9 protein-coding genes are annotated in these 15,451 nt (G+C 72.0%); all 9 read left to right on the top strand.

The annotated features are described in order from the left end of the window. The first annotated feature begins 83 nt into the window (after positions 1-83). The 9 genes from AC5YDV_RS12360 (at position 84) to AC5YDV_RS12320 (ending at position 15,446) form a co-directional block, all read left to right on the top strand. Positions 84-782: a GntR family transcriptional regulator gene (locus AC5YDV_RS12360; protein ID WP_496183992.1), complete on the top strand. Its 699-nt coding sequence runs from the start codon at positions 84-86 to the stop codon at positions 780-782. Between the two features lie 118 nt (positions 783-900). Continuing rightward, entirely contained in the window at positions 901-2,106 is a 1,206-nt protein-coding gene (locus tag AC5YDV_RS12355; RefSeq protein ID WP_496183993.1) for an acetyl-CoA C-acetyltransferase, read from the top strand. A 2-nt stretch (positions 2,107-2,108) separates the two neighbouring features. Then, positions 2,109-2,885: a CoA transferase subunit A gene (locus AC5YDV_RS12350; RefSeq protein WP_496183994.1), complete on the top strand. Its 777-nt coding sequence runs from the start codon at positions 2,109-2,111 to the stop codon at positions 2,883-2,885. A gap of 1 nt (position 2,886) precedes the next feature. Next, positions 2,887-3,531: a CoA transferase subunit B gene (locus tag AC5YDV_RS12345; RefSeq protein ID WP_496183995.1), complete on the top strand. Its 645-nt coding sequence runs from the start codon at positions 2,887-2,889 to the stop codon at positions 3,529-3,531. A gap of 171 nt (positions 3,532-3,702) precedes the next feature. Beyond that, positions 3,703-9,732, top strand: coding sequence for an Ig-like domain-containing protein (locus AC5YDV_RS12340; protein ID WP_496183996.1), 6,030 nt, complete (start codon positions 3,703-3,705; stop codon positions 9,730-9,732). Between the two features lie 44 nt (positions 9,733-9,776). Next, positions 9,777-10,748, top strand: a complete 972-nt coding sequence (locus tag AC5YDV_RS12335; protein ID WP_496183997.1) for an AAA family ATPase — start codon at positions 9,777-9,779, stop codon at positions 10,746-10,748. After that, the gene (locus AC5YDV_RS12330; protein ID WP_496183998.1) at positions 10,745-11,974 is read left to right on the top strand and encodes a DUF58 domain-containing protein; all 1,230 of its coding nucleotides are present in this window, start codon (positions 10,745-10,747) and stop codon (positions 11,972-11,974) included. Before AC5YDV_RS12335 ends, AC5YDV_RS12330 begins: the two co-directional genes overlap by 4 nt. Then, positions 11,971-14,274, top strand: coding sequence for a transglutaminase TgpA family protein (locus AC5YDV_RS12325; RefSeq protein ID WP_496183999.1), 2,304 nt, complete (start codon positions 11,971-11,973; stop codon positions 14,272-14,274). Before AC5YDV_RS12330 ends, AC5YDV_RS12325 begins: the two co-directional genes overlap by 4 nt. Then, positions 14,271-15,446, top strand: coding sequence for an FHA domain-containing protein (locus AC5YDV_RS12320; RefSeq protein WP_496184000.1), 1,176 nt, complete (start codon positions 14,271-14,273; stop codon positions 15,444-15,446). Before AC5YDV_RS12325 ends, AC5YDV_RS12320 begins: the two co-directional genes overlap by 4 nt. Positions 15,447-15,451: the final 5 nt, after the last annotated feature.

The following is a 15,451-nucleotide window of genomic DNA, read 5'->3' as shown; positions in this document are numbered from 1 at the left end:
GCGGCATCACCCAAGGGTGACAGATTGTTCTACAATCCAACAAGAGGTTTCGTGCCGGATTTCGAATCCGTAAGCTGGCTCACGTGTCCGTGACCCCCGTGCTCTCCCAGGCCTTCGCGGGTGCCGCCACGCGCCAGTCGTCCATGGCCGAGTCGGTCGCGGCGGTCGTCCGCCAGCGCATCATGGCCGGAGACCTGCCGGCGGGGACCAAGCTGACCGAGGAGGTCGTCGCGGGCATGCTCGGGGTCTCGCGGAACACCTTCCGCGAGGCGTCGATCATGCTGGAGGGCGAGGGCATCTGCGAGCGCCGGGCCCATCGCGGCGTCTACGTCGTGGAGCCGACATTGGCCATGGTCCGCGACGTCTACGCGAGCCGGCTCGTCGTGGAGGCGGGCGCCGTGGCCTGGGGCATCGCCTGGTCGCCCGAGGCGGTCGAGCGCATCCGCGGCACCGCCGACAGCGGGCTGCAGGCCTGGGCGCGTGGCGACTGGGCCGCCGGGGTCGCGGCCAACCTCGACTTCCATCGCGCGCTCGTGGCCCTGAGTGGCGGCACGCTGGCGATCGATGCTTTCGAGACGACGCTGGCGCAACTGCGGCTGGTCTTCAACGTGATCGGGAACCTCGACTTCCACGCCCCCTACCTGGTGCGCAACGACTCCCTGGCGACGCTGCTGGAGCAAGGCCGTCGCCTTGAGGCCGCCGAGGGCCTGCGCGACTACCTCGTCGCGGCAGCGGACGAGGTGGCGGGCCTCCTGGGGGGCGTTGCGTCCCCGGGGGGGTGACCGTCTCCGCCGCCAGAGGTCGATTGTGTGCCTCGACGCTATCAATCAAGCAGAATTCAGTCTTGGACGTGACATGGTCTGATGTGGGAGCGTGGAATCCGACACAAGGAGGTTCGTGATGGATTCCATCGTCGTGTGCCATCCCGTTCGGACGCCCGTGGGCGGCTTCGGGGGATCGCTCGCATCCGTGCCGGCCGACGAGCTGGCCACCATCGTCGTGACCGAGGTGGCCAGGCGCGGCTCGCTCGGTGAGGGGGACGTCGGCGACGTCATCCTCGGCAACTGCAACCCCAGCGGTGAGTTCCCGGCCATCGGCCGCATCGCCGCGCTGAACGCAGGCCTGGGCATCGGCGTCCCGGGGCTGCAGATCGACCGCCGCTGCGGCTCCGGCCTCCAGGCCGTCCTCTACGGCGCGATGCAGGTCGCGTCCGGGGCGTCCACGCTGGTCATCGCGGGTGGCGCCGAGTCGATGAGCCGCGTCGAGCACTCCGCGCTGCTGCGCCAGGGCGTCCGCGGCGACGGCGTCCAGCTGGTCGACCGCCTGGCCCGCGCCCGGGCGACCGCCGGCGGACGTGACCACCCGATCCCCGGCGGCATGATCGAGACGGCCGAGAACCTGCGCCGCGAGTACGGCATCAGCCGTGAGGAGCAGGACGCCCTGGCGCTGGCGTCCCACCGCAAGGCCGCCGCCGCGGCCGCGTCCGGCAAGTTCGCCGACGAACTCGTCGCCGTGACCGTGACGACCCGCAAGGGCGACGTCGTCGTGGACGCCGACGAGCACATCCGCCCCGACTCGTCGCTGGAGGCGCTGGCCAAGCTGCGTCCGATCATGCTCAAGGCCGACCCGGACGCCACGGTCACCGCCGGCAACGCGTCCGGCCAGAACGACGCCGCGGCCGCGTGCATCGTGACCACCCGGTCCGAGGCGGAGCGCCGCGGCCTGCAGCCGTTGCTCGAACTGAAGTCGTGGGCCGTCTCCGGTGTGGAGCCCGAGCGCATGGGCATCGGGCCGGTGCCGGCGTCCGCGCAGGCGCTGGCCAAGGCCGGGCTCACGCTCGCCGACCTCGACCTGATCGAGCTGAACGAGGCGTTCGCCGCACAGGCGCTGGCCGTGCTGCGCGAGTGGGGCATCAGCCCCGACGACGAGCGCCTCAATCCCAACGGCTCGGCGATCTCGCTGGGTCACCCCGTCGGTGCGACGGGCGCGCGCATCCTCGCCACGATGGCGTACGAGATGCGCCGCCGCGAGGGGCGCTACGCGCTGGAGACGATGTGCATCGGTGGCGGCCAGGGCCTGGCCGCCGTGTTCGAGAGGGTCAAGTGAGCATGGACAAGGTGGTGGGGTCGGCGGCTGAGGCGGTCGCCGACATCAAGGACGGTGCGACGATCGCCGTCGGCGGCTTCGGGCTCGCGGGCATCCCGTGGTTCCTGATCGACGCGCTGCTGGAGCAGGGCGCGACCGACCTCGAGATCGTCAGCAACAACCTCGGCGTGGACGGCCAAGGCCTGGGCAAGCTGCTCGAGGCCCACCGGATCCGCCGGGCGGTCTCCAGCTACATCGGCGAGAACAAGGAGTTCATGCGCCAGTACCTGACCGGCGAGCTCGAGGTCGAGCTGACGCCCCAGGGCACCCTCGCCGAGCGTCTCCGCGCGGGCGGGGCCGGCATCGGCGGCTTCTACACGCCGTCGGGCGTCGGCACCGTCGTCGCCACCGGCGGCATGCCGTGGAAGTACGACGCGGACGGCTCGGTCCTGATCGCGTCCCCGCCCAAGGAGGTGCGCGAGTTCCACGGACGCCGCATGGTCCTCGAGGAGGGCATCGAGGCGGACGTCGCGCTCGTCCGCGCGGCCATCGCCGACCGGCACGGCAACCTGCGGTTCCACGCCGCGGCCCAGAACTTCAACCCGCCGGCCGCGATGTCGGGTCGCATCACCATCGTCGAGGCCGAGCGGGTCGTCGAGGCCGGCGAGCTGGATCCGGCCGACGTTCACCTGGCCGGTGTCTTCGTCGACCGGGTGGTCGCGCTGACGCCCGAGCAGGCGGCGTTCAAGATGATCGAGAAGCGGACGACGACACCGCGCGGGACCGACGAGGAGAACTGACATGGCATGGACGCGTGAGGAGATGGCGGCCCGCGCCGCCCAGGAGCTGTCGGACGGCCAGTACGTCAACCTCGGCATCGGCCTGCCGACGCTCATCCCGAACTACCTGCCCGAGGGCGTGCACGTGATCATGCACTCCGAGAACGGCATCCTCGGCACGGGTCCCTACCCGTACGAGGACGAGGTCGACCCCGACCTCGTCAACGCGGGCAAGGAGACCGTCACGGTGAACCCCGGGGCGTCCTACTTCGACTCGGCCACCAGCTTCGCGATGATCCGGGGTGCGCACCTCGACGTGGCCGTCCTCGGTGGCATGGAGGTCGCCTGCAACGGCGACCTCGCCAACTGGATGGTGCCGGGCAAGCTCGTCAAGGGCATGGGCGGCGCGATGGACCTCGTCCACGGCGCCCGGAAGGTCCTCGTGCTGATGGACCACCAGAACAAGAAGGGTGAGTCCAAGGTGCTGTCCCGCTGCTCGCTGCCGCTGACAGGCGAGGGGGTGGTGCAGCGCGTGATCACCAACCTCGGCGTCCTCGACTGCGCCGGGACCCACTACGTCCTGCGTGAGCTGGCCCCCGGGGTCACCGTGGACGACTTGGTGGCCGCCACGGACGCCGCGGTCGACACCACGCAGGTGGCCGGCTGAGCCTCACCCCGAGGGGGTCGGCGGACGCCCCGGTGGCCATAACGGCCGCCGGGCGTCCGGTGCTTCTGGGCCGACTTCGGCCCGTCGACCCGTGCTTGCTACGCTGACCGCGGCGTGCCGCCCCCACGATCCTGCTTCCGACCTCGTGCGCGCCACGGAGGATGGTGCCCGATGGCGGACACATGGCGTCGACAGAAGCGGGGTGCCCTCGCGCTGGTGTCCATCGCGCTCGTGCTCACCCTCCTCGCGGTGCTGCACCCCGGAGTCCCGGCTCGTGAACTCCAGCTCAACGACGGGGGCGTGTGGGTCACCAACCAGTCGCTGCGCCTGGTCGGCCACCTCAACTACCCCTCGCGCACCCTCGACGGCGGCGTCCGGACGCCGTCGGCCAGCTTCGACGTCTCGCAGTCCGCGCGGACGGTGTTCCTGCAGGACACCGCCAACGCGCGCGCCAGCGCCATCGACACCGCCGCCCTGACCCTGGACGAGGGCGCGGACCACGGCCCGGCCGTCGCCTTCAGCCACGGAGCGACCAGGACGGCCTTCACCGACGCGGAGAACGGACGCGTGTGGGTGATGGACGCCGCGCAGGCCGGCGGATTCAGCCCGACCGCCGAGCCGGTCCTCGAGGAGGTCCCCGGGGCCCGCACCATCGTGGGCACCGACGGCGTCGCCAACGTCGTCCTGCCCGGCGGGCTGGTCAAGCGGATCGACCGCGACGTCAAGGACGTGGGCACCATCCAGGGCCTCCAGGACCTCGCCTCGGCCGACCTGACCGTCGTGGGGGACACCGTGGTCGTCCTCGACAAGGCGTCCGCCATGCTGCGCACCGTGCACGGCGCGACGCCGGTCGCCGATGCCGACGAGCTCGTCCTGCAGCAGCCGGGCCCGGACGCCGACGAGGTCCTCGCCGCCGGGCAGGCGTCCCGCGTCGTCGCGCGGCTGGATGGCGGGGAGGCGACCGTGACGCCCGTCGACGGGGTCGGCAAGCCCGCGCGTCCGGTGGTGGTCCTGGGCTGCGCCTACTTCGCGTGGGGTGGGTCGGGCGCCTACGTCCGCTCGTGCGGGAACCCGGCCGACGACCGGGCCGAGGTCGTGGCGGCCTTGCAGGGTTCGGTCGACCTGGTCTTCCGCGTCAACCGTGACCTGGTCGTCCTCAATGACGTGGCGACCGGTCTGCTCGTGATGGTGAACCAGGACATGACAGTCCTCGACGACTGGCAGCAGATCAACACGAAGGACGAGGAGAAGCAGGACGACACCCTCTCCGCCACCGAGACCGTCGACCAGATCTCGGTCGACAAGGAGCGCGCCGACACGAAGCCGGACGCCATCGACGACGAGTACGGCGTCCGGCCCGGCCGCACCTTCACGCTGCCGGTGCTCGAGAATGACGTCGACCCGGACGGGGACCTGCTGACCGCCTCGGTCAAGACCCAACCGCAGGGCGCCGCCGTCTCGCGGTCCCGCGGTGGCGAGACGCTCAGCATCGACGTCCCGCAGGACGCGCCCAGCACGATGTCCTTCCAGTACACCGCCGACGACGGACGCGGCGGTTCCGACGACGCGAACGTCCGTGTCTCCGTGTTCGGGCCCGACGTCAACCAGGCCCCGTTCCAGCGCCGCAACTCCGACGTCCGGGTCGGCGCGAACGGTGAGGTCTCCTACGCGATCCTCAGCGACTTCCGCGATCCCGAGGGCGACGCCATGTACGTCTCCTCGATCAGCGCGCCGCCGATCCTCTCGGTGCAGTACCGGCCCGACGGTGTCATCACCGTGAAGGACCTGGGCACGGCCGGCCCCGGCCCGCAGAAGGTGCAGGTGACCGTCAGTGATGGGGCCAACAGCGGCACCGGGACGCTCACGGTGACCGTGTTGGAGCCCAACCAGCCGCCGGTCGCCAACAACGACCACGTCACGGCCCTGAAGGGCCAGGACGTCGTCATCGCGCCGCTGGCCAACGACGTCGACCCGAACGGACGCGGCCTCCGGCTCACCTCGCTGGACCCGGCCCCGGCCGGCATGCGGGCGACCCCCGACTTCACCACCGGGACGATCCGCTACACCTCGGAGACCACGGGCACCTTCTACCTCGCCTACCAGGTGGCCAACCAGTCCTCCACCGTCTCGACCGGCTGGATCCGCGTGGACGTCGCCGACCCGGTCGAGGGGCGTCCGGTTCCGGTGGACGACCTCACCATGCTGCCCACGGGCGGCACCGCCATGGTGGCCCCGCTCGCCAACGACACCGATCCCCAGGGCGGGGTCCTCGTCCTGAAGGCGGTCGAGGTGCCGGAGGATGCGGGCCTGGCCGTCGAGATCGTGGACCACAGCACGCTCTTGGTGAGCTCTCCGGCGGGGCTGGAGCGTCCGGTCGACGTGACCTACAAGGTCTCCAACGGCACCGGCGAGGCGACCGGGCGCGTCACGGTCGTCCCGCTCCCCCCGAGCGCCACCCTCATCCCGCCGCGGGCGAACGACGACGAGGCGGTCGTCCGCGAGGGCGACATCGTCTCGGTGGAGGTGCTGCGCAACGACCTGTCCCCCTCGGGTCTGGCCCTGGCCATCGACCCCGAGGTCACGATCGAGGGTGGTGACGCCTCGTACGGCGACGCGTTCGCGTCCCGGGACACCGTGCGGTTCCGCGCCAGGAAGGCGGGCAACGTCCGCCTCAACTACACGGTCAAGGATTCCGCCGGGAACTTCGACACCGGGCAGGTGGTCCTCACCATCTCCCCGATGAGCGAGGGGACCAACAGCCCGCCCGTGCCGCGGCCTCTCGAGGGCCGGGTCATCGCCGGTTCCACGGTGGCCATCGACGTGCCGACGGACGGGATCGACCCCGAGGGGGACTCGGTCACCCTGGCCGGCCTCGGCACCGGCCCCCGCCTGGGCACCGCCCAGGTCGAGGGCGCCACGATCGTGTACACCGCGGCGAAGTCCGCGACCGGCACGGACACCTTCTCCTACGAGGTGGCCGACCGCTTCGGCGCTCGCGCGACCGCCACCGTGCGGGTGGGCATCGCCACCCCCAACGAGAGCAACCAGGCCCCCTTCGCGGTGCCGGACGACCTCTCCATGCGCCCGGACCGACTCCTCAGCGTCGACGTGATCAGCAACGACGTCGACCCGGACGGCGACACCCTGTCCCTCGACCCGAACAGCATCGTCCCGACCGACTCGACCACCAAGGTCGAGGCAACGGTCGAGAAGGGCCAGGTGTCCCTGCGGTCGCCGAGGGAGGCGTCGACTCTGCGCTACTACCACGACGTGACCGACGGTCGCGGCGGCCGCACCCGCGGCGTCCTCACGGTGCATGTCAGCCCCGAGGCCGTGACGAGGGCCCCGGTAGCCGAGGACGACCTGGTCCCCACCACCGAGACGGGCCAGGAGCGGGCGAGCGCCGAGGTGGACGTGCTGGCCAACGACCACGACCCCGATGGCAGCACGTCCGACCTGAGGGTCAGCACGGACGAGCCGGGCGCCACCGTCACCAACGGCAACCGGATCACCGTCCAGTTCACCGAGCAGCGCCAGGTGCTGCTGTACACGATCACCGATCCGGACGGACTCACGGCCCGCGGCGCGATCGTCGTCCCGCCCCGGGACTCGATGGCCCCCCACCTGGACCTCACCAAGGTCCCGCTGCGAGTGACGGCCGGTGAGGTGCTGGACGTCAACCTCCGTGATGTGGTGGTCGTCCGCGCAGGCCACACGCCCCGCCTGACCTTCGCCGACCGCGTCCGCGTCGGCGTGGGGGCGGACACCACCGAGCCCGTCCGCGACGAGTTCACCCTGCAGTACCGGTCGGTGCCGGACTTCTCGGGGCCCACCTCGATCACCTTCGAGGTGACCGACGGGGCGTCCGCGGACGACCCGCAGGGCCGGACGGCGACCCTGTCGATCCCCATCGTCGTGGAGCCCGCCGCGGCCCAGCCGAACCCGCCCGTGTTCACCCCTTCCGAGGTCACCACCGAGGCCGGCGAGACGCGCAGCGTCGACCTGCGCCAGATGGCCAGCGACCCCGACCCGGGCGACCTCGAGCGCCTGAGGTTCTCGCTGGGGGCCGTGCCCGCCGGCTTCACCGCCGGGCTGGACGGCACCACCCTGACCGTCAAGGCCGAGGCCGAGACCCAGCCAGGCACGACCGCGCCCCTCCCGGTGACCCTCACCGACGGGTCGACCCCGCCCATCTCCGGCAACGTGATGCTGCGGGCGACCGCGTCCACGCGACCGCTCATCACCACCAAGCCCATCGCGATCAACGACGGACGCGCCGGCCAGCCGAGCACCGTCGACCTGTCCACGGTGGTCTCCAACCCGTTCTCCGACCAAGGCAAGCAGGTCACGATCGTCGGGGTGCCACAGGCGAACGTGCCGGGTGCGAAGGTGACGGTCAGCGGCTTGACCCTCGCCATCACGCCGCCGGCCAGGTACCACGGCCAGTTGATCGTCACCTACACCCTCGCCGACGCCACCGCCTCTCCCTCGCGGTACGTCAAGGGGACGGTCACCGTCACCGTCCGAGACAGGCCGGACCCGCCGACCGCGGTCGTGGCGGAGACCCACCTGTCGCGCACCGCGACCGTGTCGTGGACGGCGGGGGCCAACAACGGCGCCCCCATCACCGACTTCCGGGTGAGCTGGACCAGCGCCGACGGCGGCACCAGCGGGACGAAGGCGTGCGGGGCTGTCACCACCTGCCTCATCGACACCTTGGGCAACAACCACACGTACGTGTTCACCGTCACCGCGGTCAACGAGGTGGGGGAGTCCGACCCGTCCGCGGCCAGTGCTCCGATCCGTCCTGACGTGAAGCCCAACCCGCCGGGCATGCCCGTGGGCACCTTCGGCGACAAGCAGGTCAGCCTGTCCTGGCCGGCGGCCCAGGTGCCGGACGGAGGCTCGGCGGTGCACAGCTACACCGTCCAGATCAGCCCCGGCGGGGCCACCCAGAAGGTCACGACCACGTCACTGACGTGGAGCGGGCTGACCAACGGCACGGCGTACACGTTCCGGGTGCAGGCGCACAACAACGACCCCAACCCGTCGGACTGGTCGGCCAGCTCCGTGGCCGTCGTGCCCGCCGGGCCGCCCCTGCAGCCCGCGGCCCCCCGGGCGGTCAAGGACCCGGTCAGCGCCCTGCCGCCGTCGGCCACCATCAGCTGGACCGCGCCCAACGCCAACGGTGACGCCAACCTCACCTACGAGATGCGCCGCACCGGAGGCGCCACGCTCTACACCGGGACCGCCACCTCGACGCACGTCACCCTGGACGTCTCCACGACGAACCAGACGTTCGAGGTGCGGGCCAGGAACAAGGCAGGCTGGGGCCCCTGGTCGCCGGCGTCCAACGGCATCCGGGGCTGGCAGACCCCGAGCGCGGTCAAGGGACTCTCCGCCGAGGCGACCGGCGTCAACAACCAGATCCGCCTCACGTTTGCGGCGGCCGACGGCAACGGCGCGACCTCAGCCGAGATGGCCTACTACTGGAGGGCCAACGGGGTGACGGGCTCGGTGAAGCCGGGCACGACGACCATCACCAACGCGGCGTTCCCCAACGGGGTGAACACGTCGGTGGCCGTCTACGCGGTCTCGACGGTCAACGGGGAGTCGGTGCAGGGGCCGTCCACGTCGACGACGGTCAACGCCTACGGTCCCCCCATCAGCCCGTCCATGTCGTGTTCGGCGAGCGGCACCTCGATCAGTTGTTCGTGGAGCGGCGGGAACGCCAACGGACGGCAGACCAACTTCGTGGTCAGCGGTGACTGGTCCGCCACCGACGGAGGAGCGTCCGGCAGCCATGGCTTCGGCACAGTCGGTTACTCCGCCAGCCGCACCCTCTGCATCCAGGCTGCCCAGACCGGTGGCCTGGTTGGCGCGAAGAACTGTGACAGCGCCACGACGGGGCCCAAGCCACCGGACCCGACGGTGAGCATCTACAAGTACGGCAACGCCGTCGGACAGCCCGGGTGCAGCACGTCGTCGTGCCAGTACATCGGCATCAGGACCGCCGACTTCCCCGGGAACGTCAGTTGCACGCTCTACTGGCAGGCCTACGGCACCGGGGGCCTGAGCTATGCCGGCGGGCCCTGGACGTTGGGTCCGAACGACAGCCGGAATCTCAACCAGTACTACGGCTACCCCGGATCGACGGTGTCGGCCACCTGCGGTGGGGTGACCGGCAGCATCCGATGGTGACACCTCCCTCCACCCTCCCACCCACGACCCCAAAGGAATCATCGATGGACCTCACTCCCCAGAACGCCGCCTGGTTCGCCGAGACGTTCGCGAAGCTGACCGACAACGTCGGCCACGCGCTGCTCGGCAAGGCCCCGGTGATCCGGCTGGCGGTGACCTGCATGCTGGCCGGCGGACACCTGCTGCTGGAGGACGCCCCGGGCACGGGCAAGACCGCCCTCGCACGGGCCATCGCCGCGACGGTGCAGGGGACGCACAGCCGCATCCAGTTCACCCCCGACCTGCTGCCCTCCGACATCACGGGCGTCACCATGTACGACCAGAAGAGGGGCCAGTGGGAGTTCCACAAGGGACCGATCTTCGCCTCGATCGTGCTGGCCGACGAGATCAACCGGGCCTCGCCGAAGACCCAGTCGGCCCTCCTGGAGGTCATGGAGGAGTCCCACGTCACCGTCGACGGCGTCCGCCACGACCAGGGCCGTCCGTTCATGGTCATCGCGACCCAGAACCCGATCGAGCAGGCCGGCACCTACCGGCTGCCCGAGGCCCAGCTGGACCGCTTCCTGATGAAGACATCCGTGGGCTACCCCGACCGGGCCGCCTCGCTGCAGGTGCTGGCCGGGTCGGCGAACCCGGACCGGGCGAAGAACCTGCGTCCCGTCATCGCCGCCAACGCCGTGGCGGAGATGGCGGACATGGTGACGACGAACTACGTCAACGAATCGATCCTCGACTACGTGCAGCGGCTCGTGGAGGCCACCCGCGAGGACAAGGACACCACGCTCGGCGTGTCGACCCGCGGCGCCATCGCCATGGTGCGCGCGGTCCGGGTCTGGGCCGCCGCCCACGGTCGCAACTACGCGGTGCCGGACGACGTCAAGGAGCTGGCGGCTCCGGTGTGGACCCACCGCCTGGTCATGTCGCCGGAGGCCGAGTTCTCCGGGGCGTCCGGCAGCCAGGTGATCGCGCGCGCCCTCGACAACGTCGAGGCCCCGAAGCAGCGACAGGGCCAGTGAGCCGGGCCGCACGGGTGGGCGTCCGGGTCTGGGACGTGGCGCGCCCGGTGCTGACCACGGTCAGCCGGCGGGCCGAACCGGTGGTGGCGACCGTCTCGCCCCTGGGCTGGGTCACGCTGGGCACGCTGGTCGTTGCCGGGCTCCTCGGGTGGCGCCACGACTGGGTCGAGTTGCGCACGCTCGCGCTGATGCTCGCCGTCCTGCTGCTGGTCGCGGTCGCGTTCACCTTCGGCCGCTGGGACTACGAGGCCCGGATCGAACTGGGCACCCGCCGCATCCAGGTGGGCGAGACCGCCCTCGGTCGGGTCGTCCTCCGCACCACCTCGGGCCGCGGCGCGGCCTCGACCGTCCTGGAGCTGCCTGTCGGCCGCAACGTGGCCGCGTTCCGGGTGCCCCGGCTGGGGCCGGACGCCGAGCACGAGGAGATCTTCCAGATCCCCGGACGCCGCCGCTCGGTCGTGCGGATCGGGCCCGTCCGGGCCGTGCGCACCGACCCGCTGCGCCTGCTGCAGCGCCAGCGCCGGTGGAGCGACCCCGTGGACCTGTTCATCCACCCCGAGACCGTCCGGCTCGAGGACGTCGCCCTGGGCTTCCTCAAGGACGTCGAGGGTGCGACGACCCAGAACCTGTCCAGCTCGGACGTGTCCTTCCACGCGCTGCGTGAGTACAGCCCGGGGGACGACCGGCGCGCGATCCACTGGCGCACCACGGCTCGGGTCGGGAAGTTGATGGTCCGCCAGTTCGAGGAGACCATGCGCACCCACCTGCTGATCGTGCTGTCCCTGGATCCGGAGGACTACCGCGACGAGGACGACTTCGAGCTGGCCGTGTCGTGCGCGGCCAGCCTGGCCCGGGCCTCGCTGACCCAGGAGCGGGCGGTGACCGTCCACACCGCCGCCGGAACCCTGGGGTTCACCAACGCGCTCACCCTGCTCGACCAACTCTCCCGCCTGGAGCTGCGGCACCGCGCCCGGGCGACGTTGCGCGCGGTCGCGCAGGAGGGCGCCCGTCGCGTACCGGACGCCTCGGTCGCCGTGCTCGTCACCGGAGCGAGCACCGCCGCCGACCTGCGGGCGGCCCGGCTGGCGATCCCGCGGGAGGTCACGACGTTCGCCGTCCGCTGCGACCGGACGGGCACCGCCGCCCGGCGTACCGCGTCCGACCTGCACGTGCTGGACGTGGCGACGCTGGACGACCTGCCCCGCGGCCTGAGGAGCCTGCGATGAGCCTGCTGTCCGTGGACCGTCCGCGTCCCTCCTCCACGCGCCTCCTCACCGGGCCGGACCTCGTGGTCTCGGCCGTGGCCGCCGCGCTGCTGCTGCTCCCCGGCGTCCTCGCCTTCGGGCCCGTCTTCGCAGGCCCGCCCGGCTACGTGGCCGCGGGCGGGGGCGTCCTGCTCGGCGTGGCGATCGGGCTGGCGGCCCGTCTCCGCCGCTGGCCCCTGGCCACCACGGCGGCCGTGTTCGTGGGCGCCTACCTGCTGTTCGGAGGAGCCCTGGCGCTGCGCCAGACGACCCTGTTCGGCGTCATCCCGACCCTTGACACCCTGCTGCGCCTGGTTCCGCTGGCCGTGCAGTCGTGGCGTGACCTGCTGACCGTGCGTCCCCCCGCGGGCAGCTTCGTCGGCCCCGCGGTCGTGCCCTACCTGTCCGGCATGGTCACCGGCCTGCTCACCGCCTGGGCGGCCATCGGCGTCCGGCGCCACCTGCTGGCGCTGGTGCCGGCCGCGGTGTTCCTGCTCGTCGGCATCCTGTGGGGCATCGACGTGCCCGCCGCGGCGGGCGGCCTGGGCGTCCTGCTGGGCGTCGTCGCCCTGATGTGGGCGGTGTGGCGGCAGCATCGGGCCACCGCGCTGGCCGGCGACGAGGTGCTCCCGGACGCCTCGGCCACCTCCGGCCCGCGCACGCTCGCCGCGGCCGCCGCCCTGGTCGCCGCGGCCGCGACGCTCGCGATGGTCACCTCGCCCCTCCTCGAGGGGGGCAATCGGACGGTGCTGCGCCAGTACGTGCAGCCGCCCCTGAACCTGCAGGAGTACCCGAGCCCGCTCACCTCCTACCGGTACATACTCGACGACCAGCGGGACGCGACCCTGTTCACGGTGTCCGGCCTGCCGGAGCGGGGCCGGCTCCGGGTGGCGACACTCGACGCCTACGACGGCCAGGTCTACAACGTCGACTCCGACTCGGCGAGCTTCCTGCGCATCGGCCCCACGGTCCACGGCGGCAGCGCCGGCGTCCGCGAGACGCTCGACATCTCTGTGGACGCCTACGAGGCGGTGTGGCTGCCCGGCGGCGGCGACGTCCGCGGCGTCCGCTTCACCGGCCCCCGGGCCGAGGCGCAGGCCGAGGGCCTGCACCACAACGCCTGGGGCGGCACCCTGCTGGCCACCGCCGGGGTGGGCGCGGGCGATCGCTACGCCGTCGACCTCGTCGTGCCGCCACCGGTAGACGACCAGCGGGCCGAGCGGGTCGCCCAGGTCCCGCTGGGCCGGATCGAGCGGGTTCCCGACGTCCTCAGCGAGTTGGCCACCGAACTGGTCGGGGAGGCGGTCACGCCGATCGAGCAGCTGCGCGCCCTGGAGAAGGGCCTGCAGGATGCGGGCTTCTACGTGACGGGGGACCAGTCACGTCCCGGGCACTCGATGGAGCGCATCTCCTCGATGCTGGCCGCCCCGGTCATGGCCGGGGACGACGAGCAGTACGCGGTCGCGTTCGCCCTGATGGCCCGCCAGCTCGGCTTCCCCGCCCGTGTGGTGATGGGGTTCCACGAGCCGGCGGACGCTCGACGGTCCGGCCCGCTGCAGGTCACCGGCGACCTCGCCCACGTGTGGGTCGAGGTGCCGTTCGAGGGCCTGGGCTGGGTCACGTTCGACCCGACGCCCGACCGCGACAAGGTGCCGCAGACCACGGTTCCCCAGCCGCGCCCCAAGCCGCGACCGCAGGTCCTGCCCCCGCCCGACCCCCCGATCACCGTGCTGCAGGACTCCACGGACAAGCCCGGCAGCGACGAGGAGACCGACGAGCCCGGGGACGACCTGCTGGTGCGCGTCCTGCTCACCGTGGGCCTCGTCCTGCTCGGGGGCGCCCTGGTCGCGGCGCCGTTCGTCGGGATCGCCTGGCTGAAGAGCCGGCGACGCGAACGCCGTCGGCACGCCCCCAACGTCGCCGACCGGTTCACCGGGGCATGGGCCGAACTCGAGGACGCCGCCGTCGACCGGGGCGCCCACGTGCCGCTCCTGGCGACGCGCCGGGAGACGTCGCAGGAGCTCCAGCTCACCTACCCGCAGGCCCGGCTGGAGCAGGTCGCCGCCGCGGTCGACGCCGGGGTGTTCGGTCCGGCCGTCCCCTCACCGGAGGCGGCGGCGGGCGTGTGGACCGGCGTCGACTCCGCCCTGGCGGCCATGGCATCCGGGCAGGGTCGATGGCGGCGGTTCCGGTCCTTCGTCTCGCTGAGGTCGTTCGTCCGCCGTCGGGGTGCCCTCCGGCTGCCCCCGTTGCCCCTTCCGTCGCGAAAGGTGAAGCCATGAGTGTGTACCCCTACAACCTGACCGCCGAGGGGGCGCCGACCGACCGGACCGGGTCCTACCCGGCCGTCGCGGGTTACACGCCGATGGACACCGGACGCCGTGTCCTGATCGTCCTGGTCGACGTGGTGATCGCGGCGGCCGTCGCCGGCCTGGCCGCCTACCTGTCCAGCATCCAGGAGCCGTGGGCCCTCCCCGTGGTCGTCGCCGTCTCCGTCGTCTACGGGGTGGCCTCGCTCGTGGCCATGTTCGCGCGGTCCTCCCGGCTGGCCGGCGTGTTCCTGAACGCGCAGTACGTCGACGTCCGCACCGGACGCCTGTCCGGGGGCCGCTTCTTCGGCAAGCAGATGCTGCAGTCGTTGCTGGGCGCCCTGACCGCGGGCATCCTCCCGGCCATCCTGGTGTTCACCACGGTGCACGGGCCGATGCGCCGCAACTGGTTCGACCGCGCCACCTCGCTGATGCTCGTCGACGGTCGCACCGGCCGGAAGCCCGGCAGCCCGGTGGAGGCGCCCGTCGCACCGCGTGACGTGCCGAACGTGGCTCCGGTGCAGTTCAACCCGGAAGCAGCGCCCACCGCCTGGGGCGGGCAGAGCACCTCGCCGTACGAGTTCCCCGCCGTGTCGTCGGTGACGTCCGACGGCGGGCTGATCACCGCCGTTCCGGGTGGCTCCGGGGCGCTGGCGTCTGGGGGGCCGGCGTCCATGCCCGCGGTCGCGCCCCCGGTCGTGCCCCCGGTCGTGCGCGACTCGCGCGGGCCGGAGTCCCACCAGCGGGCCGAGGTCCGCCACCAGGCCGAGGTCGACCAGACCATCCTGAAGCCGAGCGTCCTGGAGGGCTCGACGACCACGGGCACCACCCCCGAGATCACCCTCGACGGGGAGCACCCGCTGATCGTGGCGCCGCCGCTGGTGTTCGGCCGCAACCCGACGGTCCCCGGCAGCCACCCGGACGCCGTGGCCCACCATCTGGACGACTCCCTCATCTCCAAGACCCACCTGCTGCTCGGCCGCGACGACGAGGGGGTGTGGGTCATCGACCTGCACTCCACCAACGGCACGGCGGTCGCGCCGGTCGCCGATGCCGAACCCGCGCCGGTCATGCCCGGCCGCAAGGTGCGGTTGCGGGAGGGTTCCAGCGTCCACTTCGGTCGACACCGGATCACGATCGGATGACCACG

It is taken from the genome of Propioniciclava sp. LT432 (assembly GCF_059515965.1).
Note: the sequence above shows the minus strand (reverse complement) of the source record. Positions and strands in the feature narration are given on the sequence as shown.

What these genes read in the sequence shown, in the direction of transcription:
- AC5YDV_RS12335 (WP_496183997.1), top strand. Translation starts at nt 9,777, where the DNA reads ATGGACCTCACTCCCCAGAACGCCGCCTGGTTCGCCGAGACGTTCGCG.
- AC5YDV_RS12345 (WP_496183995.1), top strand. Translation starts at nt 2,887, where the DNA reads ATGGCATGGACGCGTGAGGAGATGGCGGCCCGCGCCGCCCAGGAGCTG.
- AC5YDV_RS12320 (WP_496184000.1), top strand. Translation starts at nt 14,271, where the DNA reads ATGAGTGTGTACCCCTACAACCTGACCGCCGAGGGGGCGCCGACCGAC.
- AC5YDV_RS12355 (WP_496183993.1), top strand. Translation starts at nt 901, where the DNA reads ATGGATTCCATCGTCGTGTGCCATCCCGTTCGGACGCCCGTGGGCGGC.
- AC5YDV_RS12325 (WP_496183999.1), top strand. Translation starts at nt 11,971, where the DNA reads ATGAGCCTGCTGTCCGTGGACCGTCCGCGTCCCTCCTCCACGCGCCTC.
- AC5YDV_RS12340 (WP_496183996.1), top strand. Translation starts at nt 3,703, where the DNA reads ATGGCGGACACATGGCGTCGACAGAAGCGGGGTGCCCTCGCGCTGGTG.
- AC5YDV_RS12350 (WP_496183994.1), top strand. Translation starts at nt 2,109, where the DNA reads ATGGACAAGGTGGTGGGGTCGGCGGCTGAGGCGGTCGCCGACATCAAG.